Annotated in this window: 22 protein-coding genes and 2 tRNA genes; 8 read left to right on the forward strand and 16 right to left on the reverse strand. The window is 73.3% G+C overall.

Going from position 1 to position 23,040, the window contains the following annotated elements; translation table 11 throughout:
• Positions 1-49 precede the first annotated feature (49 nt).
• Genes LCG91_RS09795 through leuC form a run of 4 tightly spaced genes read right to left on the reverse strand, consistent with a single transcriptional unit; the run spans position 50 to position 4,323 of the window.
• Positions 50-898 carry a lysophospholipid acyltransferase family protein gene (locus LCG91_RS09795; RefSeq protein ID WP_224441260.1) on the reverse strand — a complete coding sequence of 283 codons (849 nt, stop codon included), beginning with the start codon at positions 896-898 and terminating at the stop codon, positions 50-52.
• A 4-nt stretch (positions 899-902) separates the two neighbouring features.
• Positions 903-2,270: a UDP-N-acetylglucosamine 1-carboxyvinyltransferase gene (murA, locus tag LCG91_RS09800; protein ID WP_058728173.1), complete on the reverse strand. Its 1,368-nt coding sequence runs from the start codon at positions 2,268-2,270 to the stop codon at positions 903-905.
• A complete protein-coding gene (leuD, locus tag LCG91_RS09805; protein ID WP_224441261.1) occupies positions 2,270-2,866 on the reverse strand; it encodes a 3-isopropylmalate dehydratase small subunit in 597 nt (198 codons plus the stop codon). Before leuD ends, murA begins: the two co-directional genes overlap by 1 nt.
• On the reverse strand, positions 2,866-4,323 hold the full coding sequence (gene leuC / locus LCG91_RS09810) for a 3-isopropylmalate dehydratase large subunit (RefSeq protein ID WP_224441262.1): 1,458 nt from the start codon (positions 4,321-4,323) through the stop codon (positions 2,866-2,868). The genes leuD and leuC overlap by 1 nt, the downstream gene beginning before the upstream one ends.
• 215 nt (positions 4,324-4,538) lie before the next feature.
• Here leuC and LCG91_RS09815 point away from each other — a divergent pair, with 215 nt between their 5' ends.
• The gene (locus LCG91_RS09815; protein WP_058748744.1) at positions 4,539-5,606 is read left to right on the forward strand and encodes an FUSC family protein; all 1,068 of its coding nucleotides are present in this window, start codon (positions 4,539-4,541) and stop codon (positions 5,604-5,606) included.
• Positions 5,607-5,877: 271 nt separating this feature from the next.
• Here the strand turns inward: LCG91_RS09815 and LCG91_RS09820 are convergent, their stop codons facing one another.
• The 7 genes from LCG91_RS09820 to LCG91_RS09850 form a co-directional block, all read right to left on the reverse strand.
• Positions 5,878-6,483, reverse strand: coding sequence for a histidine phosphatase family protein (locus tag LCG91_RS09820; protein WP_224441263.1), 606 nt, complete (start codon positions 6,481-6,483; stop codon positions 5,878-5,880).
• The gene (gene crcB / locus LCG91_RS09825; RefSeq protein WP_224441264.1) at positions 6,480-6,869 is read right to left on the reverse strand and encodes a fluoride efflux transporter CrcB; all 390 of its coding nucleotides are present in this window, start codon (positions 6,867-6,869) and stop codon (positions 6,480-6,482) included. Before crcB ends, LCG91_RS09820 begins: the two co-directional genes overlap by 4 nt.
• A complete protein-coding gene (locus LCG91_RS09830) occupies positions 6,866-7,324 on the reverse strand; it encodes a fluoride efflux transporter FluC (protein WP_058728167.1) in 459 nt (152 codons plus the stop codon). Before LCG91_RS09830 ends, crcB begins: the two co-directional genes overlap by 4 nt.
• Before the next feature lie 5 nt (positions 7,325-7,329).
• Positions 7,330-7,737 carry a RidA family protein gene (locus tag LCG91_RS09835; RefSeq protein WP_058728166.1) on the reverse strand — a complete coding sequence of 136 codons (408 nt, stop codon included), beginning with the start codon at positions 7,735-7,737 and terminating at the stop codon, positions 7,330-7,332.
• 84 nt (positions 7,738-7,821) lie between these two features.
• Positions 7,822-10,173, reverse strand: coding sequence for a GNAT family N-acetyltransferase (locus tag LCG91_RS09840; protein WP_224441265.1), 2,352 nt, complete (start codon positions 10,171-10,173; stop codon positions 7,822-7,824).
• Positions 10,170-11,645 (reverse strand): lysine N(6)-hydroxylase/L-ornithine N(5)-oxygenase family protein, encoded by a 1,476-nt coding sequence (locus LCG91_RS09845; RefSeq protein WP_224441266.1) that lies wholly within the window; start codon positions 11,643-11,645, stop codon positions 10,170-10,172. Before LCG91_RS09845 ends, LCG91_RS09840 begins: the two co-directional genes overlap by 4 nt.
• On the reverse strand, positions 11,642-13,135 hold the full coding sequence (locus LCG91_RS09850; protein WP_224441267.1) for a pyridoxal phosphate-dependent decarboxylase family protein: 1,494 nt from the start codon (positions 13,133-13,135) through the stop codon (positions 11,642-11,644). Before LCG91_RS09850 ends, LCG91_RS09845 begins: the two co-directional genes overlap by 4 nt.
• Positions 13,136-13,238: 103 nt before the next feature.
• On the opposite strand from LCG91_RS09850, the gene LCG91_RS09855 reads away from it, so the two are divergent.
• Positions 13,239-14,354, forward strand: coding sequence for an NAD(P)-binding domain-containing protein (locus tag LCG91_RS09855; protein WP_224441268.1), 1,116 nt, complete (start codon positions 13,239-13,241; stop codon positions 14,352-14,354).
• A gap of 47 nt (positions 14,355-14,401) precedes the next feature.
• On the opposite strand, the gene LCG91_RS09860 is transcribed toward LCG91_RS09855, so the two are convergent.
• The gene (locus tag LCG91_RS09860; RefSeq protein WP_224441269.1) at positions 14,402-15,607 is read right to left on the reverse strand and encodes an FAD-dependent monooxygenase; all 1,206 of its coding nucleotides are present in this window, start codon (positions 15,605-15,607) and stop codon (positions 14,402-14,404) included.
• A gap of 85 nt (positions 15,608-15,692) precedes the next feature.
• Here LCG91_RS09860 and LCG91_RS09865 point away from each other — a divergent pair, with 85 nt between their 5' ends.
• Positions 15,693-16,202, forward strand: a complete 510-nt coding sequence (locus LCG91_RS09865) for a MarR family winged helix-turn-helix transcriptional regulator (RefSeq protein ID WP_224441270.1) — start codon at positions 15,693-15,695, stop codon at positions 16,200-16,202.
• Between the two features lie 139 nt (positions 16,203-16,341).
• Here the strand turns inward: LCG91_RS09865 and LCG91_RS09870 are convergent.
• From LCG91_RS09870 to LCG91_RS09880, 3 genes are all read right to left on the reverse strand, one after another.
• Positions 16,342-16,417, reverse strand: a tRNA-Glu gene (locus LCG91_RS09870).
• A gap of 58 nt (positions 16,418-16,475) precedes the next feature.
• Positions 16,476-16,551: transfer RNA gene (locus LCG91_RS09875), tRNA-Glu, on the reverse strand.
• Between the two features lie 98 nt (positions 16,552-16,649).
• Positions 16,650-17,282 carry an MBL fold metallo-hydrolase gene (locus LCG91_RS09880; RefSeq protein ID WP_058728182.1) on the reverse strand — a complete coding sequence of 211 codons (633 nt, stop codon included), beginning with the start codon at positions 17,280-17,282 and terminating at the stop codon, positions 16,650-16,652.
• A 125-nt stretch (positions 17,283-17,407) separates the two neighbouring features.
• Here LCG91_RS09880 and LCG91_RS09885 point away from each other — a divergent pair, with 125 nt between their 5' ends.
• From LCG91_RS09885 to LCG91_RS09900, 4 genes are all read left to right on the forward strand, one after another.
• Positions 17,408-18,730 carry a glycosyltransferase gene (locus LCG91_RS09885; protein WP_224441271.1) on the forward strand — a complete coding sequence of 441 codons (1,323 nt, stop codon included), beginning with the start codon at positions 17,408-17,410 and terminating at the stop codon, positions 18,728-18,730.
• Positions 18,731-18,806: 76 nt separating this feature from the next.
• On the forward strand, positions 18,807-19,028 hold the full coding sequence (locus LCG91_RS09890; protein WP_224441272.1) for a hypothetical protein: 222 nt from the start codon (positions 18,807-18,809) through the stop codon (positions 19,026-19,028).
• Positions 19,029-19,155: 127 nt separating this feature from the next.
• Positions 19,156-20,061 carry a beta-1,6-N-acetylglucosaminyltransferase gene (locus LCG91_RS09895; RefSeq protein WP_224441273.1) on the forward strand — a complete coding sequence of 302 codons (906 nt, stop codon included), beginning with the start codon at positions 19,156-19,158 and terminating at the stop codon, positions 20,059-20,061.
• Positions 20,058-21,572: a lipopolysaccharide biosynthesis protein gene (locus LCG91_RS09900; RefSeq protein WP_224441274.1), complete on the forward strand. Its 1,515-nt coding sequence runs from the start codon at positions 20,058-20,060 to the stop codon at positions 21,570-21,572. The genes LCG91_RS09895 and LCG91_RS09900 overlap by 4 nt, the downstream gene beginning before the upstream one ends.
• A gap of 97 nt (positions 21,573-21,669) precedes the next feature.
• Here LCG91_RS09900 and LCG91_RS09905 read toward each other — a convergent pair whose 3' ends face one another.
• Entirely contained in the window at positions 21,670-22,647 is a 978-nt protein-coding gene (locus tag LCG91_RS09905; protein WP_224441275.1) for a glycosyltransferase family 2 protein, read from the reverse strand.
• Between the two features lie 113 nt (positions 22,648-22,760).
• On the opposite strand from LCG91_RS09905, the gene LCG91_RS09910 reads away from it, so the two are divergent.
• The gene (locus LCG91_RS09910) at positions 22,761-22,994 is read left to right on the forward strand and encodes a hypothetical protein (protein WP_224441276.1); all 234 of its coding nucleotides are present in this window, start codon (positions 22,761-22,763) and stop codon (positions 22,992-22,994) included.
• Positions 22,995-23,040: the final 46 nt, after the last annotated feature.

The following is a 23,040-nucleotide window of genomic DNA, read 5'->3' on the forward strand; positions in this document are numbered from 1 at the left end:
GACGGCGGGGTCCGGGTGGTCGTCGTGCGGGCGCAGGCCCGTGCGCTCGTCACTCAAACTTCCCGGTCTCCTTCTGGTTGTTGGCGGCGGGGTCCCACCGGGTCGCGGGGGCCTGCTCGCCGCGCAGCTCCTCGAGCAGCTCGGTGATCCGCTGCATGAGCAGGTCGGTCGCCGCGAGCAGGGTCTTCTGGTCCAGCGGCTTCCCGCGGAACGCCGACAGGTCGATCGGGTCGCCGACGATCACGTCGACGCGCGACGGCGGGAACAACCGGAGCTTCTTGGAGTACCGCGCCATGATCCGCTGTGTGCCCCAGTGCGCCATCGGGATGAGCGGCACGTCGTTCTCGAGCGCGATCCGCACGGCACCGGTCTTGCCGCGCATCGGCCAGAGGTCGGGATCGCGGGTGAGCGTGCCCTCGGGGTAGACGATGATCGCCCCGCCCTGCTCGATGACGGACTTCCCGCCGCCGAGCGGGTCGTTCAGGCGCGTCCGCCCGGAGCGCTCGACCGGGATCTGCCCCATGCCGGCCATCAGCTTGCCGACGACGGGGACCCGGAAGATCGACGCCTTCGCGAGGAACCGCGGCGCGCGGCGGGACAGCCAGACGGCCGTGCCGACCACGAGCGGGTCGATGTTCGTGAAGTGGTTCGGGGCGAGCACGAAGGCGCCGCCCTCGGGCAGGCGCTTCGGTCCGTGCCAGTGGTACCGGGCGGTGAACCGGAACACCGGGATCACCACGGACGCGGTGATGCGGAAGGCCGCGTTCAGCTCGCCGCGCCGCCACCGGCGCCCCGGGTTCGGGAGGCCCGTGGTGACGTCCGAGGCGGACGCGCGTCGTGCCTCCAGGCCGTCGCCCGCGCCGTCCGCCGGGCGGTCACCGCCCGTCGTGCCGTCCACGCGCCTAGCCCGCGAAGTCGAAGTCAGCGCCGAGCTTGCGCAGCTTCGGGATGAAGTGCTCGTAGCCACGGCTGATGATGCCGACGTTCGTGATGTGCGACTCGCCCTCGGCCGTCAGGGCCGCGATGAGGTGGCTGAAGCCGCCGCGCAGGTCCGGGACGCGGACGTTCGCGGCGTGCAGCGTCGTCGGGCCGGTGATGACGGCGGCCTGCTCGAACGGACGGCGGGCGACACGGCGGTCGTGGCCGGGCAGCCCCTCCTTGTGCACGACGATGTCGGCGCCCATCTCGTTCAGCGCGTCCGTGAAGCCGAAGCGGTTCTCGTAGACCGTCTCGTGCACGACGCTCGTGCCCTCGGCCTGGGTCAGCGCGACGACGAGCGGCTGCTGCCAGTCCGTCATGAAGCCGGGGTGGACGTCGGTCTCGACGACGACAGGGCGCAGGGTCTCGCGCTCGCGGTAGAAGCGGATGCCGTCCTCTTGCACGTCGAACCCGCCGCCGACCTTGCGGAAGACGTTGAGGAACGTCATGAGGTCCTGCTGGTCCGCGCCCTCGACGAAGATGTCGCCGTTCGTGGCGAGCGCGGCGGAGGCCCAGCTCGCGGCCTCGTTGCGGTCGTTGATCGCACGGTGCGTGTACCCGCGGAGCGACTCGACGCCCTCGATGAAGATCGTGCGGCTCGGTTCGACCGTGACGATCGCGCCCATCTTCTGCAGGATCGCGATGAGGTCCATGATCTCGGGCTCGATCGCGGCGTTGCGCAGCTCGGTGACGCCCTCGGCCAGGACCGACGAGAGCAGGACCTGCTCGGTCGCGCCGACGCTCGGGTACGGCAGCTCGATCTCCGCGCCCTTCAGGCCGTTCGGTGCCGTCAGGTGGATGCCGTTCAGCTGCTTGTCGACCACCGCCCCCATGGCGCGCAGGGCGTCGAGGTGGAAGTCGATCGGACGGTCGCCGATGCGGCAGCCGCCGAGGTCGGGGATGAACGCCTCGCCGAGCTTGTGCAGCAGCGGACCGCAGAACAGGATCGGGATGCGGCTCGACCCGGCGTGGGCGTCGATCTCGGCGAAGTGCGCCGACTCGACGTTCGACGGATCGAGGATGAGCTCGCCTCGTGCAGGGTCCGTGATCCGCACGCCGTGCACCTCGAGCAGGCCGCGGACGACCTTCACGTCGGAGATGTCCGGGACGTCCTTGAGGATCGACGGGGTGTCGCCGAGCAGCGAGGCGACCATCGCCTTGGTCGCGAGGTTCTTCGCGCCACGGACCTCGATGCGTCCCACGAGCGGCTTGCCGCCCCGGATGACGATCTCGTCCGACTTGAGGCCGACGCGGGCCCCTGCTGCTGCTGCGTCCTGTACGAGGGAGTTCACTACTTCACCGGCAATGTCTTCGGCCGCCATCGGGAGCGGCGGGATTCGAACTCCGTGATCGAGGACTCGTCACGGAGGGTGAGCCCGATGTCGTCGAGCCCTTCCATCAACCGCCAACGAGTGTAGGCGTCGATCTCGAAGGGGACGTCCACCGCGCCGAGCGACACGCGCTGCGTGACCAGGTCGACCGTCGCCTGCACCCCCGGATCCCGCTCGATCTCGGCCCAGAGCGCCTCGACTTCCGGTTCGGTCACGATCGCGGTGACCAGGCCCTGCTTGCCCGCGTTGCCCTTGAAGATGTCCGCGAAGCGACTCGAGACGACCACGCGGAACCCGAAGTCGCGGAGCGCCCAGACGGCGTGCTCACGACTCGACCCGGTGCCGAAGTCCGGGCCGGCGACGAGCACCTGCGCGCCCTGGTACTCGGGCTTGTTGAGCACGAAGTCGGGGTCCTGGCGCCACCCGGCGAACAGGGCGTCCTCGAAGCCGGTCTTCGTGACGCGCTTGAGGTAGACCGCGGGGATGATCTGGTCGGTGTCGACGTTCGACCGCTCGAGCGGCGCGGCGATCCCGGTGACGGTGGTGATCTTCTCCATCAGAACTTCCCCTCGGTTGCGGTGGCGGACGTCGCCGCGGCGATCTCGTCGTCGGTCGCCAGGTCCCACGGGCTCGACAGCGTCCCGCGCACGGCGGTGGCCGCGGCGACGAGCGGGGACACCAGGTGGGTGCGGCCGCCCTTGCCCTGGCGGCCCTCGAAGTTGCGGTTCGAGGTGCTGGCACAGCGCTCCCCCGGCGCGAGCTGGTCGGGGTTCATGCCGAGGCACATCGAGCAGCCGGCGAACCGCCACTCCGCGCCGAACTCGGTGAAGACCTTGTCGAGCCCCTCGGCCTCGGCCTCGAGCCGCACCCGGGCGGACCCCGGAACGACCATCACCCGGACGCCGTCGGCCTTCTTGCGACCCTTGATGATCGACGCGAAGGCGCGGAGGTCCTCGATCCGCGAGTTCGTGCACGACCCCATGAAGACCGCGTCGACCGCGATGTCCTTCATCGGGGTGCCCGCCTCCAGGTCCATGTACTCGAGCGCACGCTGCGCGGCGGCCTGGTCGTTCGGGTCGGTGTAGTCCGAGGGCGAGGGGACCGTCTCGGAGAGCGACACGCCCTGGCCGGGGTTCGTGCCCCAGGTGACGAAGGGCTCGAGCTCGTCCGCGTCGATGAAGACCTCGGCGTCGAACACGGCGTCGTCGTCGGTCGCCAGCGTGTCCCAGTAGGCGACGGCGTCGTCCCAGTCCTGACCCGTCGGGGCGTGGTCGCGGCCCTGGACGTAGTCGTACGTCGTCTGGTCGGGGGCGACCATACCGGCGCGGGCACCGGCCTCGATCGACATGTTGCAGATCGTCATCCGGCCCTCCATCGAGAGGGAGCGGATCGCCGACCCGCGGTACTCGAGCACGTAGCCCTGCCCGCCGCCGGTACCGATCTTCGCGATCACGGCGAGGATGATGTCCTTCGCGGTGACACCGGGGCGCAGCGTGCCCTCGACCGTGATCGCCATGGTCTTGAAGGGCTTCAGCGGCAGGGTCTGCGTCGCCAGGACGTGCTCGACCTCGCTCGTGCCGATGCCGAACGCCATCGCGCCGAACGCGCCGTGGGTGCTCGTGTGGGAGTCGCCGCAGACGACCGTGATGCCGGGCATGGTCAGGCCGAGCTGGGGGCCGACCACGTGGACGATGCCCTGCTCCTTGTCACCCAGCGAGTGCAGACGGACGCCGAACTCCGCGCAGTTGCGCCGCAGGGTCTCGATCTGGGTGCGGCTCGTCGGGTCGGCGATCGGCCGGTCGATCGCGAGCGTCGGGGTGTTGTGGTCCTCGGTCGCGATGGTGAGGTCCAGGCGACGCACGGGACGGCCGGCCTGGCGGAGACCGTCGAACGCCTGCGGGCTCGTGACCTCGTGCACGAGGTGGAGGTCGATGTAGAGGAGGTCCGGGTTCCCGTCCTCGCCCTTGACCACGACGTGGTCGTCCCACACCTTCTCGGCGAGCGTCTTTCCCATCGGCCCGACCCTTCCTCATCGACGTTGCGGTACCGCTCTCGCGGTTCGGTCCGGCGAGTCTAGCAGGTTGGTATACCAACGCGTGTGCACCGCGGCCGGACGTCGGACGGGAGGCTCGTGGCGGGTCCGCCACGCGCCTCCCGTCCGACAGCAGCTCACCCTGGCGACGCGACGCGTCTCGGCGACACCCGTCGCGGTGGGAGGATGCCAGGGACATGACGACGCCTGCGCACTCGACCCGGACCACCAACCTCGAGGGCGCAGCCCGCGCCGCGATCGCCGGCGGCGCACCGCTCGCGCTGCTCATCGCCCTGGGGATGCCGGGCTACGCGGCCTTCGCGATGTTCGCCGGGTTCACCGCGATCTTCGGCGCGACCGAGCCGTACCGACAGCGGATGGTGACGACCGGTGTCGCGGGCGTCCTGCAGGCGTCGTGCATGTTCGCCGGAGTCGCGGTGTCGCTGTCCGGAGCACCGCTGTGGCTGCAGGGCGTCGGGCTCGTGGTCGTCCTGGTGGTCGCGGTCTGCACGCTGAGCACGCTGCAGACGATCCCGGCGCAGCCGATCTTCCCCGTCTTCGCGTTCTGCGTCTCGGCGCTCGTGCCCGTCCGGCCCGCCGACCTGCCCCTCGTCGCGACGATCGTCGTCGGCTCGGTGGTGTGGGCCTGGCTCGTCGCGATGTCCGGCGCGCTGATCCGGCTCGTCCTGCACCCGCGAGCACCCCACGTCTTCCGCCCGATCGCACCGCGGAAGCACCGCTCGTTCGCGGTCCTGCGCAGCGCGGCGCTCTGGGAGACGGTCGGGCTCAACGTGGTCGGTGCCCTGGTCGCCGGAGCCGTCGCCGAGACGGTCCCCTGGCTCGGACACCCGTACTGGGCGGTCATCGCACTGGTCTCCACGCTGCCGGCGATCCGACAGCGGCACACCGTGGTGCGCGCGGTCCAGCGGTTCGTCGGCACCATCGGCGGCACGGTGATCGCCGTCGGCATCCTGCTGCTCGAGCCCTCGGTGTGGTGGATCGTGGTGATCGCCGTGGTCGGCCAGTTCTTCGCGGAGATCTTCGTCGCGCGGCACTACGCCGTGACGCTGCTCTTCCTCACGCCGCTCGCGCTCGCGGTGTCGTGGCTGAGCGTCCCCGAGGCCCCGGAGCTCCTGGCGGTGGACCGCATCGCGCAGACGCTGCTCGGCGCGCTCGTCAGCGTGGCGCTGCTCGTCGTGGGGCGGGCGATCGAGCGGCGGCGGGGCCGTGCGCTCGGTGCGACGAGCGCGATCCGCACCGTCTGACGCGCGGCGCGCGGCGCGCGGCACTCTGGCGCGCGCACAACCGCGAGCACGTCGCGCCGCGGAAACGCGTGGCGCGACGTGTCCCGAGTGGTGCGGCAGCACGGCGCACCAGCGGACAGCCGTCGGACGGGAGGCGCGGAGCCAGCCCGCCCCGTGCCTCCCGACCGCTGCGAGGTCGACAGCAACGCGCACGATCGCGAGCACGTCGCGCCGCGGAACCACGTGGCGCGACGTGCCCGAAGCGGTGCGGGGGCACGTCGCACCGGTCGCGTCAGTCGCGCGGCGTGACGTTCCAGGAGTCGATCACCGGGCGGCCGTGCTCGTAGCCGAGGGAGCTCACGGTGGCGGTGCCGAGCTTCAGCACGGCGCCGTCCTGCGGCGCGAGACGGATCCACGCGGCACCGAGGGCGCGGAGCACGTGGCCGTGCGCGACCACGATCGCGTCGTCGCCCTCGGCGAGCACCGGCCGGACGCGGTCCAGGACCCGCTCGACGCGGACACGGACCTCGGCGGCGTTCTCCCCCGGGGTGTCACCCGCCGGCACGCCGTCGGTCCAGAGGTCCCACGGCCCGTGTCGCTTGACCTTGATCTGCGGGGTGGTCAGGCCTTCGTACGCGCCGTAGTCCCACTCGTACAGGTCCTCGTCGAGCTCCGGGTCGACGCCGACGAGCTCGGCGGTGTCGCGGGCACGCTGCAGCGGGCTCGAGAGCGCGAGTGCGAACGTGCGGTCGGCGAGGTACCGGCCGGCGCGCTCCGCCTGCTCGATGCCGTTCTCGGTGAGCGGGATGTCCGTGCGGCCGGTGTGCTGACCGCTCTTCGACCACTCCGTCTCTCCGTGGCGGACGAGGACGAGTTCGCCGGGGCGTTCCGAGGTCATGTGTTCCTTCCGATGAGCAGGCCGAGCGCGGCTGCGCCGACCGAGACGACGAGCATCCCGAGGCCGTTCAGGACGGCGGTCCGGGTCTTGCCGGATCGGAGGAGCTGCACGGTCTCGACGCTCGCCGTCGAGAACGTCGTGTACCCGCCCATCATGCCCGTCCCGAGCACGGCGACCATCGGCACGGGCAGCGCCCCGGACTCGCCGGCGCCGGTGAGGAGCCCGAGGACGAGCGACCCGGACACGTTGATGACGAGCGTGCCGAGCGGGAAGCCCGCGAGTGCGGTGCCGCGGACCCGGCCCTTCAGGAGTCCGTCGAGCCAGAACCGCAGCGTGGCACCGACGCCACCGCCGAGCGAGACCAGCAGCAGGTCGAGCGGGCTCACCGCGCTCCTCCGGTCCGGGGATCGCGGGCACCACGGGAGCGCCGGGCACCGGCGATCCACGCACCCGCTGCCGCGGCGACGAGCCCGAGCACGACCGAGAGCAGCGCGTACCCGGTGCCCGCGCCCCACCGTCCGACGTCGAGCAGCCGTGCGGTGTCGTCCGCGAGCGTCGAGTACGTCGTGAAGCCGCCGAGGACCCCCGTGCCGACGAACAGCCGGAGCGCGCGGCGCCGACCGGTGTCCGGACCCGCGTGCGCCAGCGTCTCGAGGAGCAGCCCCAGGCAGAACGCCCCGACGACGTTGATGGCGAGGATGGTCCAGCTGATCCCGTCGACGGACGGCAGGGCAGCGGCGAGCGCCGCACGCACGCCGGTGCCGATCGCCCCGCCGAGCGCGACCAGCCCGAGGAACCGCCAGCGCAGGTGCGGGGGCGGGGTGGACGGTGTCTCGGACACGGCGCTCAGTCCCGCACCGCGGCGACACCCTCGACCTCGACGAGCTGGTCGTCGTAACCGAGGACGGTCACGCCCATCAGGGTGCTGGGCACGTCGTGCTCTCCCGTGGCCGCCCGGACGACCTCCCAGGCGGCGACGAGGTCCGCCTGGTCGGACGACGCCACGAGCACACGGGTGTGCAGGAGGTCGTCGAGCCCGGCACCGGCTGCGGCGAGTGCCGCCTCGAGGTTCGCCATGCACTGCGCCGCCTGCGCACGATGGTCGCCGACGGCGACGGTCCGACCGTCCTCGTCGAGGGGACACGCCCCGGCGAGGAACACGAGCCGGGCGTCGGCGGGCGCGGTGGCGGCGTACGCGTACTCGGCGACGTCGCTGAGTCGGTCGGAGCGGATGAGCTGCACGGTACGGGTCACCCGGCCAGCCTGGCACGGCCGGGCCCGCGGGAGCGTGCTCGCCACCCGTGGACCCGGTCCGTGTCGGACCAGGTGAGCGGACCCTCAGCGTGCGATCGGGTTCGGCATGCGCCCGGCCCGGATGAGCGAGTCGCTCTGCGCCGACAGGTCGACCATCTGCAGGGTGTTCCGGAGCTGCAGCCGGTTCAGGCACGAGTGCTCGAAGTCCGGCGCCCGGAGGTCGATCGCTCGGCTCCGTCCCGCAGCCGCACCGTCCACGCACTCCCCGACGAGCCGCCAGAACACGTGGCTCGGCAGGATCCCGTCCTCGTCGAGGATCGCCGCGAGGTACCGCAGCACTCCGTCGAACACGTCGGTGAAGACGCCGAGCGCCGCCTCGTCGTCGTCGACCGGGTGCACGATGCGCTCGATCCCGGCCGGCACCGGGACGTCCCCGACCACCGCGACCTCCTCCCCGATGTCCTTCATGAACACGCGGGACACCGCTCCGTCGCGCAGCACGAGGACGAGGTTCTCGCCGTGCGGCATGAACAGCAGCTGGTGCTCGGTCAGGCAGTGCACGACGGGGCGGAGGTAGGCGTCGAGGTACCGCTCGACCCACGACGTGGCGTCGAGTCCCGACTCCGCCACGAGCGCCGCCGCGACCGAGCGTCCCCGGGCGTCCCGGTGCAGCAGCGCGGCCATCGTGACCGGCCGCTCACCCGGCTGCAGCCGCGGCACCGGGCTCTCCCGCCAGAGCGCCGCGAGCATCTTCCGCTGCGGCGCACCCTGCTGCGCGGGCACCGGCCCGATCCGGTGCCAGACGTCCCCGGTGTACCCGATCGCGGCGTGCTCGCGGAGCACCCCGAACCCGGTGTCGGCGAGCACCGGGTCGGCCTCGACGAGCCCCGCCACCCAGTCGTTCACCGCGGGCGCGGTCCGCATGTACGCGGGCGACATGCCGCGCAGGAACCCCATGTTCTGCACGGCGAGCGCCGTCTTCACGTACGAACGGTCCGGACGCGAGCGGTTGAACGCGGTGCGGATCGACTGCTGCGGCTGGTGGTCGTCGGGCCCCTCGCCGAGGTCGACGAGGTCCTGCCGGCCGAGGTCCGGTGCGAAGGTCACCGCGATCCGGTGCTGCCACTGCCAGGGGTGCACCGGGAACCACGTGTACTCGGCCGGGTCGAGGCCGCGCCGGGCGAGCACCCCGTGGAAGTGCGCGACCGTCGACGCATCGAGTTCGGCGTCCCAGTGCTGCGCCTCGGTCCGGTCCGCGGCGAGCGCCAGGTGGGTGTGCTCCCGACGGGCGGCGAGCCACCGGTACCGGAAGCGCCCGCCGCACTCCGGGGCGTACGCGCGGTACTCGTCGAGCCCGAACCCGATCCGCCCGTTCGCGGCGACGAAGGCGGGGTGTCCCTCGGTCATCGCCGCCTCGGCGTCCTGGAACCCCGCGACGACGTCGCCGTCGGTCCGTCCGCGGGCGAGCTGCGCGGCGGAGGGTCCACCCCGACGGTGCTTCGCCGCGGCGCTGGCGAGCGTCGAGGCGATCTCCTCCAGGTACGTGCCGAGCAGGGCGTCCGGGATCCCGAGCTGCTCGTGCAGCGCGAGCACGAGGTCCTGCGCGTCGAGCGGCGCCGGGACACCGGCACGGTCGCGGGTGAGCGAGGCCTCGTCGACCACCCAGTGCTCGAGCGTGTGGACCCGTGCGCGGAACCGGTAGGTCGAGTCCCCCGCGTCGAGCACCCACCGGGCGCCGTCCGCCCGAGGGAAGACCAACCGCTCGTGGGTGAACTCGGCGATGGCCTTGGCGACGAGGTGCCGCTCGGCCGGCTCGAGGTGCTCCGGCCGCAGGTGCGCCGCGGGACCGTCGTCGTCGGGCACCCCGATCCGCCCGGTGTCGAGGACCGAGAGCAGCGCCCGCTTGCCGTCGACGTCGACCTCGCGGAGCGCCCGGAACCCCACCTCGGCGTTCTTCCGCTGCACCGCGGTGTTCCGCACGTCCGGCTCGACGACGACCCGCCGTGCACCGAGGGCGTCGCGGCAGTGCTCGACCACGGCCCGCATCACGGCGCTCGTCAGTCCGTGCACGCGGCCGCCTGTCGACGACCCGGCAGCCGGCGGCGGGGCGACGAGCAGGTGCATGCCGACGTCCCCGGCTCCGGCGTCCCAGACGTCGGTGAGCAGCACCGCCGCGGGGTCGTACGTCTCCGCGTACGCGATCGGCTCGCCGAACCGGCGGAGCAGCCAGCCCGCCTGCGCGGGGTCGTCCTGCACGGACCGCAGGTACGACCGGACGCCGTCGACGTCCTGGTCGGGCATCCCCCACCACGAGGACGCCGGGTGCGCGAGCCAGGACTGCACGACGGCGGCGTCGCGGTCCGGGTCGACGGGGTGGACGGACGGGAGGCCCGTGGCCGCGTCCGCCGACACGGCGACCGTCTCCGGGGCGCTCACGACCGGGCTCCGACGGTCGCGGTCCGGCGTTCTCCCTGGTCGGGGCCACCGGGCGCGGCGACCGCCCCGGCGCTCGCCGCAGCGGCCGCGTCGGTGCCGGCCGCAGGATCCGGAGCCGGTCGTCCGCCGGGCAGGCCGAACTCCTGGAAGGCGATCCGTTCCTCCAGGCCGTACACGGAGCGCCCCGTGACGGACCGGATGATCGACGCGTTCCGCCACGCGCCCATCCCGAGGTCGGGCGCGGTCAGGCCGTGCGTGTGCTCCTCGGCGTTCTGCACCCAGATCCGGCCGCCGATCGTGTCGACGTGCAGGTCACGGGCGACGGCGAAGCGGCCGCGGTCGTCGCGGGCCACGAGGTGCTCGACCGGCGCGAGGAAGTCCGGGGTCCGGGGTCGGTACCCGGTGGCGAGGACGAGCCGGGCGACCTCGTGGGTCGCCTCGGTGCCGAGCTGCGCGTGTCGGAGGGTCAGGCGGAAGCGGTCCCGGTCGGGCAGCCACTCGGCGGCGACGACGCTCGTGTCGGTCCGGAGCGTCGTCGGGACCGGCCCCCGGGCGCTGATCCGGTACAGGGCGTCGTAGACCTCGTCGACCAGGTCGGCGCTGATGCCCTTGTAGAGCCCCCGCTGCTCGCGGCCGAGGCGGTCGCGGACGTCCGTCGGCAGGGCGTGGAAGTGGTCGGTGTACTCCGGGCTCGTCATCTCGAGCGTGAGCTTGGTGTCCTCCATCGGGAAGAACCGCGGCGAGCGTGTGATCCAGTCGAGGCGGTACCCGCCGTCGCGGATGCCCTCGAGCAGGTCGCGGTAGACCTCGGCGGCGGACTGCCCGCTGCCGATGACGGCGATCGAGTCGGCATGCCGGAGCGCGTCGCGGGCCGGCAGGTAGCCGGCGGAGTGCACCACCGGTCCGTCGAGGTCCCGGAGCGCCTCGGGGACGGCCGGTTCGGTGCCGATGCCGAGCACGACGTGCCGGGCGACGTACTGCTCCGGTCCGTGCGCGGTCTCGGCGTGCACGGTGAACAGGTCGGTGTCCTCGTCGTGCTCGACGGCGACGACCCGGCGACCCCAGCGCAGGGTGTCGAGCCGTCCGGCGGCCCACCGGCAGTAGGCGTCGTACTCGGAGCGCAGGGGGTGGAAGTCCTCGCGGATGTAGAAGGGGTAGAGCCGCCCGGTCTCCTTGAGCCACGCGAGGAACGAGAACGGCGACGTCGGGTCCGCCATGGTGACGAGGTCGGCGAGGAACGGCACCTGGATCGTGGCGTCGTCGAGCATCATGCCGTGGTGCCAGGCGAAGCCGTCTGCCTGGTCGAGGAACACGGCGTCGACGTCGTCGAGCGGGTCGGTCAGGCAGGCGAGCCCGAGGTTGAACGGGCCGGTGCCGATGCCGACGAGGTCGTGGACGCGGTCGGCCCCGGCGCTCGTGCTGGTGGTGCTGGTGGTGCTGGCGGTGCTGGTGCTGGTGCTGGTGCTGGTCATCGGGTCGCTCCCGTCGTGGTGTCGGCGTGGCCCTGGACACCGTCGGCGTGCAGACGCGCCGCGGTGCGGACCACGTGGTCGAGCGACGCGACGACCTGCTCCGTGCTCGTGGTGGGGTTCAGCAGGGTGAGCTTGCTGCACGGTCGGCCGTCGATCACCGTCTTCGCGACGAGGACCCGCCCCTCGGCGAGCAGTGCGGCCCGGAGCGGGCCGACGAGGGCGTCGGCCTCGGCGTCGGTCACCCCGTCCGGCTGCCAGCGGAACAGCACCGTGCTCAGCTGCGTCGGCGCGACGAGCACCAGGTCGGGGTGCGCCGCGACGTGCTCGTGCACGCGCCCAGCGACGTCGAGCACCGTGTCGAAGGCTCGTCCGATCGCCTCGGCGCCGCTCGCCCGGAGCGTCGCCCAGAGCTTGAGGGCGTCGAACCGCCGCGTCGTCTGCAGGGACTTGTCGACCTGGTTCGGCTCGTCGGCGTCCTCGGGGTTGAGGTAGTCCGCGTGCCACGACGCCCGGCGCAGGTCCTCGGGGTCGCGGACGAGCAGCGCGCTCGAGGACACCGGTTGGAAGAACGACTTGTGGAAGTCCGCCGTGACGCTCCGCGCCCGCTCGATGCCCGCGAGCAGATGTCGGCGGGTCGGGGAGACGAGCAGCCCGCACCCGTAGGCGGCGTCCACGTGGAGCCAGACGTCCTCGAGGTCGCACACGTCGGCGATCGGTACGAGCGGGTCGATGCAGCCCCGGTCGGTCGTGCCCGCGGTCGCGACCACGGCCATCGGGGTCCGTCCCTCGCGGCGGGCGTCGGCGATCGCGTGCGCGAGGGCGTCCGGTCGCATCCGCCCGGCGGCGTCGGCCGCGACGTCGACGACGGCACGCTCCGGCAGGCCGAGCAGCATCGCGGACTTCCGGACGCTGAAGTGGCTCGACGCGGTGGCGAACACGACGAGGTCGTCGAGTGCCGGAGCACGGCGGGCGGCCCCGCGTCGCGCGGTCGTCGCGGCCTGACGTGCCAGCAGGAGCGCGTGCAGGTTCGACTGCGTCCCGCCCGAGGTGAAGACGCCGTCCCCGGCCGCGAACCCGATCGTCGCGGTGACCCAGGTCACGACACGGCGTTCGATCTCGGTGCCGATGCGGGACTGGTCCCACGTGTCGACCGAGGGGTTCACGGCCGCGAGGACCGCCTCGGCGGCGACCGCGGGCACCGCGACCGGGCAGTTGAGGTGGGCCAGGTGACCGGGGGCGTGGAACCAGACGGCTTCGGCGGCGAAGAGCTCGTCGACCTCGACGACGGCGGCCTCGGCCGAGCCGAGGGGTCGCGCGAGGTCGATCGCCGCGACCCGGTCGCGCAGCACGGACGCCGGGGTGTCGGTGGTCGGGGTCTCGGCCGCTCCGAGCCGTTCGGCGGTGCGGTCGACCGCTCCGTGGACGATGCTGCGGTACCGCCCGGCGGTGGCTGACGTGAGGATCTCGAGCAGTGGTGTTTCGCTGTTCACGTTAGGTGAGGCTAACCTAAGCAGCACCCCGACAGGAACCCCGGACGGGGGGAGACCGGTCGTTCCACCTCGTTCGGGTCACCCACGCCGGTACGCTCGACCGATGCACGTCAGCACCGCGGCGGGGAGCGCGACCGTCGCCGTGATCGGCGCCGGTCAGGCCGGTCTCTCCGCCGCCCACCACCTGCGCCGTCGGGGCTTCCGGGCACTGCCGGGCCCCGAGGACGCGGCCGGCGAGCGCTCCGTGGTCGTCCTCGACGCGAACGCACGGCCGGGAGGAGCGTGGCAGCACCGGTGGGCGTCACTGCGGATGGCGACGGTGAACGGCATCCACGACCTGCCGGGCATGCCGCTCCCACCCGTCGACCCCACCGAGGCGGCCCGCTCCGCGGTCCCCCGCTACTTCGCCGCCTACGAGGCGAACGAGGACCTCCCGGTGCTGCGTCCCGTGCGGGTCGGGTCGGTGACCCCTGTCGACGACCGACCCGACGGACCACTCACGGTGACGACCGACCACGGCCGGTGGCACGTCCGGGCGGTCGTCAACGCCACCGGGACGTGGAACACACCGGTCGTGCCGGACGTCCCCGGCGCCGCTTCGTTCCTCGGCGAGCAGCTCCACAGCCGTGGGTACGTCGACGCCGAGCACTTCCGCGGCAAGCGCGTGGCCGTCGTCGGCGGCGGCATCTCCGCCGTGCAGCTCCTCGACGAGATCAGCCTCGTCACGTCGACCGTCTGGTACACCCGCCGCGAGCCGGTCTTCCTGCCGGGTGCCTTCGTGCACGAGGTCGACGGGGTGGACGTCGAGCGCCGGGTCGCTGACGACGTCCGGGCCGGACGGCCGCCCGCGAGCATCGTGTCCTACACGGGCCTGATCTGGACCGACGCCCTGCGTGCCGCCGCCCGACGCGGTGTGCTCGAGCGGCGGCCGATGTTCACCCGGATCCGTCCGTACGGTGTCGTCGAAGCCGACGGCTCCGACACCTCGGTCGACGTCCTGCTCTGGGCCACCGGGTACCGCGCGGACCTCGACCACCTGGAGCCGATGCACCTGCGCGGTCCGCTCGGCGGCGTCCCGGTGGTGGGGACCAGGGTGGCCGGCGAGCCGCGCGTGCACCTCATCGGGTACGGCCCGTCGCAGTCGACCGTCGGGGCGAACCGGGCGGGACGGGCCGCAGCCCGCGAACTGGACCGGTGGCTCGGTGAACACCCCGGCTGAGCGCTGACCACTGACCGCTGACCGCCGCGCTGCGCCGGTCCGCAGCCTCAGGCAGCAGGGACGCGCGGCAGCTCGCGATCGGTCTCCGCGACGCGGGTTGCCTTCGCCGCGAGGCCCTGCAACGGCCCTTCGAGCAGCACCTTGTCTGCGACGTGACGGAGTGCGAGGCCGAAGCGCGTGCGGGGGTAGGCGAACCGGACGATCCCGCGCGGGATGCCCTGCACGTCGTCGACGAGCGGCCGCATCCAGTCGTCGAACGCCGCGAGTGCCCGGTCGAGCTCGTCGCGGTCCGAGGAACGACCTGCCACCGACGCCGCGAGGACGTACCCGCTCGTCAACGCGAGCGACGCGCCGCCACCGCCCATGGGCGTGACGCACCACGCCGCGTCCCCGACGACGGCGACCCGGCTCCGGCGCCAGACGGGCATCCGGACCTGGGTGAGCCGGTCGACGTACACGTCGTCCGACGTCGCGAAGCCGTCGAGCACGCGACGCGCCTCCCACCCGGCGTCGGCGAAGCGTTCCTCGAGCCGCTCCTGCACCCGCTCGCGATCGGCGCCGGTCGCCCCGTCGTCGTCACCGGCCCAGGCCAGGATCGCGCGGGTGGTGTCGTACGGGTCGGGACGGAGGTGCACCTGCCGTCCACCGGCTGCGTTATACCAGCGCCACCGGCGATCGTCGGAGTCCGTGCGCGGGATCGTGCCGAACGCCATCGTGACCCCGAGGTCCCGTTCGTCGACGTCGCCCGGGTGGTCGAACACGAGCGCCCGGGTGGTCGAGCGGACCCCCTCGGCGACGACGAGCAGGTCTGCCCGGAGGACCCGACCGCGGTCGGTCGTGACGGTGACACGGTCGGGGACGGTGTCGTCGACGTCGGTGATCCGCTCCCCGAACACGAGGGTCACGCCGTCGGGCAGCGCGTCGAGGACCGTCCGGGCCAGGTCGCCGCGGAGCACCTCGAGCTCGGCGGTCGCGCCGTCCGGGCCCTCGGGCAGCGTCGCGGTGACCCGTCCGTCGGTGTCGACCAGGACCGTCCCGGTCTCGGTGGTGTTCGCGGCACGGATGGCCTCCGTCAGTCCCATGCGCTCGAGCACCTGCTTCGCGACACCGCGGACGTCGACGTTCTGGCCGCCGTCGCGGAAGGCGGGGGCGCGTTCGACGACGGTGACCTGCCAACCGGTGTGCCGCAGCCACCAGGCGGCGGACAGACCTGCGATGCTCGCTCCGGAGATCACTGCGTGTGGTGCGGACATGTCCTGCTCCTCGTGTGCGACGGCCGGCGACCGTGACGCCTGCTCGTGCTTTACAGTGAAGCGACTTGACTGTGGAGGAACCTGGATGCCGGACGTCGACCCGCTCGAGACCGCATGGAACGAGGACGAGGTCGCCGTGATGCACCGACTCCGCGACTGGGCGGTGGCGTTCGACGAGCTGAACCGGCACCTCGGCACGTGGGTGGGACTGTCCCCCACCGACGCAAACGCTCTCGGGCAGGTGCTGTGGGCGGAACGGGCGGGGACGCCGCTGTCCCCCGCGCAGCTCGCACGGCAGATCGGCATGACGTCCGGGGCGACGTCGGTGCTCGTCGACCGGCTGGAGACCGCGGGTCACGTCACGCGGCACCGGGAGAGCACCGACCGTCGCCGCGTGACCCTCCGGACCACCGAGGCCGCGCGGGCGGCGAACGAGGCGTTCCTCGGGTTCGCCGGACGCGAGGTCGCCGGTGCCCTGCGTGCGTCCGACGACGACGAGGTCCGCTCGGCACTGGCGTTCCTCGACCGGATGACGACCGCGGCGACCGCCGCCAACGGCCGACTCTCGGGACACGAGCGCGGCGGGCGAGCCTGACACGGTCCGGCACCGGACAGCCGGAGACCCCCGAACAGCAGCGACTCGGGCCGAGCGCCCCGGAACCAGCATCCGGAGACCAGCAGCCCGGAACGACGGAACCCCCTCCGGGCCGGAGCTCGGAGGGGGTTCTGCGGTGTGGTGACCCCAGCGGGATTCGAACCCGCGTTACCGCCGTGAGAGGGCGACGTACTAGGCCGCTATACGATGGGGCCGCACGTCCCGCTCGGGAGCGGGACACACTCGTTGTCGGACTCGGAGGCTAGCCACCAGTGGTGACCCCAGCGGGATTCGAACCCGCGTTACCGCCGTGAGAGGGCGACGTACTAGGCCGCTATACGATGGGGCCGTTCCGACAACCCGATAAGTATGGCACAAGGCGCGCACGCTGCCAAAACGAGGCGTGTCGCCCGGGTGTGCCGCGCCTCCGGGCCGACGCTGCGGGGCTCAGATCGTGAGCGACTCGCCGGGCCGGAGCACGACGAGTTCCCCGTCCCCGAGCGCCTCGCGCTGCCGGCCCGTGTGCATCGCGAAGCCGATCTCGGACAGGGTCGCCTCGTGCACCGGGTACGCCCGCCGCGGGCGGACGGCGGCGATCCAGTCCATCATCTCCTCGACCTTGAGCCACGGCGCGCCGACCGGGGCGGCGAGGACCTCGACGGGGACGCCGGGCACCGTGTACGCGTCGCCGGGGTGGAAGAGCCGCCCGTCGACCATGACGCCGGTGTTGTCGACGACGGGCACCGAGGAGTGGATGCGCTGGTGCCGGGTGCCGTGGAAGTCGAGCGTGAAGGGGCCGAGCTCGCGGTGGTCGCCGTCACCGACCACCTCGACCGCGATGCCCGCGTCGGCGAGCGCCGCGCGCACCCCCGACGGTCCGAGGACCACCGCGTCCGGGTTCCGCTCGAGGATCCCCCGCAGCTGCTCCGGGGTCCCGTGGTCCGGGTGCTCGTGGGTGACGACGACGGCCACGACGCCGGTCACGTCGACCGGGCGCGTGAAGCCGCCGGGGTCGATCACGAGCCGCGCCCCGTCCTTCGTGACGACCTGGCACGCGTGCTCCAGCTTGGTGACCTCCATGCCGGTGACCCTACGCGTGCGCCTGCGGTGTTCCGCACGGCTCCCGCCACCGTCCGCCCCACGGTTGGCCGGGCCGTGGCGCTGCCCGTAGCGTCCGGTGGCATGGCCACTCCCCCGCCGCCGTCGTGCCCGGTCCCCGGCGCGTCCTGCACGTCGACCTGGACGCCGCCCTGCCGGCACTCGTCGCCGACGCGACCGGCGCGGACGCACTCGTCGTCGGTCACCGTGACGGGTACCCGGTCTGCACGGCCGCACTGACGCTGACGGACGACCCGTCCGACGCCGCGATGGTCCTGACCGCACTCGCTGCCACGTCGCAGGGGTCCGCCGCACCCGCGCCGGCGCCCGTCGACGACCACGACCTGCCGTCCGTCTCCGTGGTCGTGTCCACGGTGGTCGACCGCGTCGAGGACCTCGGCCGACTGCTCGACGTGCTCGAGCACCTCGACTACCCGGAGCACGAGGTCCTGGTGGTCGACAACCGCGTGCGGGTGCCCGCCGACGACCCGCTGCCCGCCCTGCTCGCGGAGCGGGCGGTCCGGCTCGTCGAGGAACGGCGACCGGGACTGTCCGCCGGCCGGAACGCCGGGATCGCGGCGGCTCGCGGCGAGGTCGTGGCGTTCACCGACGACGACGTCCGGGTCGACCAGCGCTGGCTCCGGGCCCTCGGCGAACGCTTCGTCCGGGAGCCCGGGCTGGACGCGGTCAGCGGCGTGATCCTGCCGACCGAGCTCGAGACGCCCGCGCAGGTCTGGTACGAGGCCTACTACGGAGGGTTCAGCGGCGAGCGCTCTTTCGAGCCGGTGACCATCACGCCTGACGACGTGCCCGGTGCGATGCGGTTCGCCCGTGCCGCCGCGGTCTCCCCGGACGGCACGGTCCGTCGACGCTTCCCGGTGTACGGCATCGGCGCGTACGGTGCCGGCGCGAACATGGCGTTCCGCCGGACGCTGCTCGAGGCGGTCGGCGGCTTCGACCCGACGCTCGGCGCCGGGTCCCCCGCTCGCGGCGGCGAGGACCTGGCGATGTTCGTCGAGACCCTCTGGCGCGGCGGACGCATCGGCTTCGAGCCCCGCGCGGTCGTGCACCACCGGCACCGCCGGACCGTCGCCGAGCTGCACGCGCAGCTGCACGGCAACGGGGTCGGGTTCTCGGCCCTGCTCTGCGCGCTGGTGGCCGGGGACCGGCGGCACCTCGCCGTCCTCGCACGGCTGGTGCCGCTCGCCGCGACGGCGAAGGCCCGGGGTGCGGCGGACGCGCTGTTCCGAGGGCGGGGCGCCGACCACCGGCAGGCGGCGACCCCGACGGTCCCGGCGGCGCCGAGCACGCCGGTGCCGCGGTCGCTGGCGCTCCACGAGCTCCGGGGGTTCCCCGCCGGCCCGTCGGCGTGGTTCCGGAGCCGTCGACGCTGGCGCCGGGTGCAGGCGGGACGCTCCGTCGGCGGATGATCCGGGTCCCACGACCGCACGCGGCCGTAGGATCGAGCACGTCCCGACGGCGGCGCGTCGGGCGCGAGGAGGACGCATGCTGCTGGGCACCGACACCACCCGCCGTGGCGTCCGTCCGACCGACCGCACGGGGGCAGCGGCTCCCGTGGCGACCGTGTCGCTGCTGCCCGTCGTCGCGTCGAGCGCGACCGACACCGCCACGTGCGCGTGCGGCCACCAGCAGGACGCGCACGAGCACTACCGGCCCGGCTCGGACTGCGCACTCTGCGACTGTCCGCGCTTCCGGCGCCGGCGCTGACGGTCCGCGCTCCCGGCGCGGGCTGCTCGGGCGGGTCGCAGGGGGCCCGTGCGGGAAACCGCCGCATCCCCGCAGGCGCCCCGGGGCTCCTTGTCCGGTCCTCCGGGCCGGAGTTAGCGTCGCTGCCATGCCCACCCCCACCGCGGCACTCGCCTGCGTCGTCCTCGCCCACGAGGACCCGACCCAGGTCCGCCGACTCGTCGCGGCACTCGACCCCTTCCCCGTGTTCCTGCACTGCGACGCCCGCACCCCGGACCGCGTGCACGACGCGATGACCGAAGGGCTGCCGTCCCGTGTCCGCCTGCTCGACCGGCTCCGCACCGGATGGGCGCGGTGGGAGAACGCCGAGGCGGAGATCGCCGGGTACCGAGCTGCCCTGGCCGAGACGGACGCGACCCACGTCGCGGTCCTGACGGGCAGCGACTACCCGCTCGCCACCGCGGACGAGATCCGTGCGGAGCTCGCGGCCCACCCCGGTCGCTCGTTCCTCGTCACGCACCCGCTGCCGCACCCGGACTGGCGGGGCGGAGGGTGGTCGCGGTTCCGCTACCGGCACTGGGCCTGGCGCAAGCACATGCTCCGGCTGCCGGTGCCGCGACGGCTGCCGCAGGACGTCGTCCTGACCGGTGGTTCGCAGATGAAGGTGGTCAGCCGGGAGCACGCCCGCGCCGTCCTCGACGTCGTCGACCGCCGCCCGGACCTCGTGCGCTTCTGGCGTCGCGCCTGGATCGCGGACGAGTCGTTCGTCCCGTCGGTCCTCGGCTCCCCCGCACTGGTGCCGGGCTTCGCCGAGGAGCACCTCGAGCACTCGCTCTGGTGGATCGGGTGGGACGGCACGCGGATGAAGAGCCCGCCGTGGCTGGGCACCTCGGACGCCGGGCGACTGCTCGAGCGCTGGACCGTGCCGTCCGAGCACCCGCCGTACCTGTTCGCCCGGAAGTTCTCGACGAGCCGCAGCACCGACCTGCTCGACCTCGTCGACGCCGCGGTCGGCCTGCGCGGACAGCGACCGGTCGAGGTCACCACCTCGTGAGCGCTCCGTCCGACGCCCGGGACACCACGCGGACGACGGCACGGCGCTCGGGACGGCACGTCGCCGACGCCGCGCGCGACACGGGCACCGACACCGGCAGCACCGCCGTCCGCAGGGGCGCCTCGACGCTCTTCGGCCGCGGCATGCTCTACGTCGTCGTCTGGTCGATGCAGCTCGTCGTCAGCTCCCTCGTCTCCCCCGTCCTCGCGCACCTGCTCCCGCCCGCCGAGTTCGGCGTGCTCGCCTCCGCGATCGCGCTCTACCAGGCCCTCAGCGTGCTCGCCGTCGCGGGCATCGACCAGGCAGCCGTCCTGCAGCGCGCCGAGGACGGCGACGACCGGAGGGCCCGCGGTCTCGTCTCCGTCGGTGCGGTCCTCGCGACCCTGGTCACGCTCACCGCGCTCGGGTCGATCCCGGCGTGGGGCGACGCAGCCGGCTTCGTCGGAGCGCACCCGCTGCTGCTGGTCGCCGTGCTCTGGACCCTGCCGGCCGCGGTCGTGCAGACGTCTCTGGCGCTGCTCGTCGCGCAGGACCGGATCCGTGTCTTCGCGGTGACGAGCCTGCTGTCCTCGGTCGGCGGGTCGGTCATCGGCCTCGGCCTGCTCCTCGTCGTGCACGCCGACGCGACCACCTACGCCTGGGGCGGCGTCGTCGCCCAGGGCGTCGCGATGGTCATCGGCGTCGTCGCCGTCCGACCGCGGATCCGCGGGCTGGTCGACCGTGCGACCACGGCCCGGGCATTCCGGCTCGGCGTGCCGATCGCGCTGGGCAACCTGTCGTACTTCGTCCTGAACGCCGGGGACCGCATCGTCGTGCAGCGCCTCCTCGGGCCCGACGAGGTCGCCCGCTACCAGATCGCCTACGTCGTCGGATCGGCCGTCGTCCTGCTCCTGACCTTCACGAACAGCGCCTGGGCGCCGCACTTCGCCGCGCTCCGCGACGCGGCCGAGCGCCGACGCCTCGCGATGCACGCCCGTGACGAGCTCTACCTGCTCCTCGCGCCGGTGCTCCTCGCCGTGACGCTCGTGTCGCCGGTCGCCCTCCCGGTGCTCGCCCCCGCGTCGTACCGTGTCGACGAGCTCTCCGTCGTGGTGTTCGTCGTCGCCCTGACCGCCTTCCCGGTGGTCGCCAGCGGCGCCACCGGACGGTTGCTCGTCGTGGAGCGCCGGGGCGTCACCGTCGGCGTGATCGCGGCCACCGCCGCCGTGGTGAACATCGGCGCGAACCTGCTGCTCGTCCCGCCGCTCGGCATCACCGGCGCCGCACTGTCGACGGTGCTGTCGTACGCGCTGCTCGCCGTGCTCCAGCAGGCAGCGCTTCCGGACCGGCGCGACTGGCGGGGTCCCGGTCGCCGGGTCCCCCTCGTCGTGGTGCCCGCCGTGCTCCTGGCCGCGGCGTCCCTGGTCGCGCCGCAGGACACCGTCTGGGACGTCGTGCGCGTCGTCGGGGTGCTCGCCTGCCTGCCGTGGTTCCTGCAGCGGCTCCGGGCGGCCCGCGGCGGCTCGCGCTGAGCAGCGCCCGCGCGCACGAGCGCCCCAGCACGGCGCACGGAACGGCCCCGGCACCCGCTCGGGCACCGGGGCCTCCGCACGCCGGGAGGGACCGCGGTCAGACCACCACACGCTCCCGGGCCGGGGCCGGGGCCGGGGCCGGCGCAGCCGTCCGGACCACGACGGTCCCGAGCGTCCGGCCGACCGCGTACCCGGTGACCGTCGCCGCGACGCTCGTCACGATCGCCAGCGCACGCGTGCCACCACCACGGCCGAGGGCACCGAGCTCGCGCAGCAGCGCCCCCGGGAGCACCCGGGTCAGGTAGGTGCCCTCGCTCGAGAGCGAGTCCCGTGCACCGACCCGCCGGCTCAGGACGGCCTTCGAGATGCCCTCGTAGTAGCTGCGACGCCGGACGTAGCGCATCGACACCCGGTCGGGCGACACCCGGTGCGACACGGTCGAACGCGGTTCGTAGCGGATGCGGGACTCCGGACGCATCTGCGCGATCCGGATGCAGAGCTCCGTCTCCTCGCAGCCGAGCGGCTGGTTGCCGACCCGGCCGATGCCGGACCGGAAGCCGCCCGCGGCGAGCAGCACGTCCCGTCGGAAGGCCATGCTCGACCCGATCACGTTCCGGACGTCGCCGGCCTCGGTCGGCAGCCCGGTGTAGCTGCAGCCGACGATCCAGAGGAGCTCGTCGGGGAACGGTCCGGCGCCGGTGGCGTCCGGCCACGACGGGATCGCCCGGCCCCCGACGCCGACGACGTCTGGCAGCTCGAGCGCCTCGACGAGGTGCATCAGCCAGTCCGGGTCGGCAGCGGCATCGTCGTCGAGGAACGCGACGACGTCCGAGTCGGCGAGCGCCACGCCGGTGTTCCGTGCGCCGGACAACCCGCGGTCCTCGGTGTTCGGGACGACGCGCAGCTCGGGCCAGCGCGCTGCGGCGCGCAGCAGCAGCTCCGGCTCGTGGTCGATCACGACGACGACCTCGGTCGCCTCGGGCTGCCGCTTCGCGGACTCGACGGCGGCCTGCAGGTCGCCCCAGCGCTGCTGCGTGTACGCGCAGATGACGACCGCGACCGTGGGGAGCGTCACGCCGCTTCCTCGTCGAGGACGGCCACGGGGCCCGCGCCGACACGACCGGCGACGGGCGCGAGTCGGGCGCGGTCCGCGACCCCCGGGCGCGCCGACGCTCGTGCACGATCGACGTGAGCACGCGGATGCCGTCGCTCACGGCGTTGAGGTTGCTCACGCCGTGCACGCGGAGCTTCTCGTGGCTCGGCACCTCGGTGATCGCGAACCCGGCGGCGGACCAGCGGCAGGTCAGGATCGTCTCGATCTCGAACCCGTCACCCCAGCGCATCGAGCCGTCGTCGGGCTGCGGCAGCGTCGAGGGCAGCAGCCCCACGGTCGGGAGGGTGTCCGTCCAGAACGCGTTGTAGCCGTAGCAGAGGTCCGTGTACGCGGCGCCGAGCAGCAGGTTGGAGA

The organism is Curtobacterium sp. TXMA1 (genome assembly GCF_020162095.1).
In the GTDB taxonomy this organism is placed as follows: domain Bacteria; phylum Actinomycetota; class Actinomycetes; order Actinomycetales; family Microbacteriaceae; genus Curtobacterium.

Bases quoted from the DNA above. Each gene is read 5' to 3' on its own strand.
- LCG91_RS09820 (WP_224441263.1), bottom strand. From the start codon at position 6,483: ATGACCTCGGAACGCCCCGGCGAACTCGTCCTCGTCCGCCACGGAGAG.
- LCG91_RS09890 (WP_224441272.1), top strand. From the start codon at position 18,807: ATGCTGCTGGGCACCGACACCACCCGCCGTGGCGTCCGTCCGACCGAC.
- LCG91_RS09865 (WP_224441270.1), top strand. From the start codon at position 15,693: ATGCCGGACGTCGACCCGCTCGAGACCGCATGGAACGAGGACGAGGTC.
- LCG91_RS09895 (WP_224441273.1), top strand. From the start codon at position 19,156: ATGCCCACCCCCACCGCGGCACTCGCCTGCGTCGTCCTCGCCCACGAG.
- leuC (WP_224441262.1), bottom strand. From the start codon at position 4,323: ATGGGAAAGACGCTCGCCGAGAAGGTGTGGGACGACCACGTCGTGGTC.
- LCG91_RS09845 (WP_224441266.1), bottom strand. From the start codon at position 11,645: ATGACCAGCACCAGCACCAGCACCAGCACCGCCAGCACCACCAGCACC.
- LCG91_RS09855 (WP_224441268.1), top strand. From the start codon at position 13,239: ATGCACGTCAGCACCGCGGCGGGGAGCGCGACCGTCGCCGTGATCGGC.
- LCG91_RS09880 (WP_058728182.1), bottom strand. From the start codon at position 17,282: ATGGAGGTCACCAAGCTGGAGCACGCGTGCCAGGTCGTCACGAAGGAC.
- LCG91_RS09860 (WP_224441269.1), bottom strand. From the start codon at position 15,607: ATGTCCGCACCACACGCAGTGATCTCCGGAGCGAGCATCGCAGGTCTG.
- LCG91_RS09815 (WP_058748744.1), top strand. From the start codon at position 4,539: ATGACGACGCCTGCGCACTCGACCCGGACCACCAACCTCGAGGGCGCA.
- leuD (WP_224441261.1), bottom strand. From the start codon at position 2,866: ATGGAGAAGATCACCACCGTCACCGGGATCGCCGCGCCGCTCGAGCGG.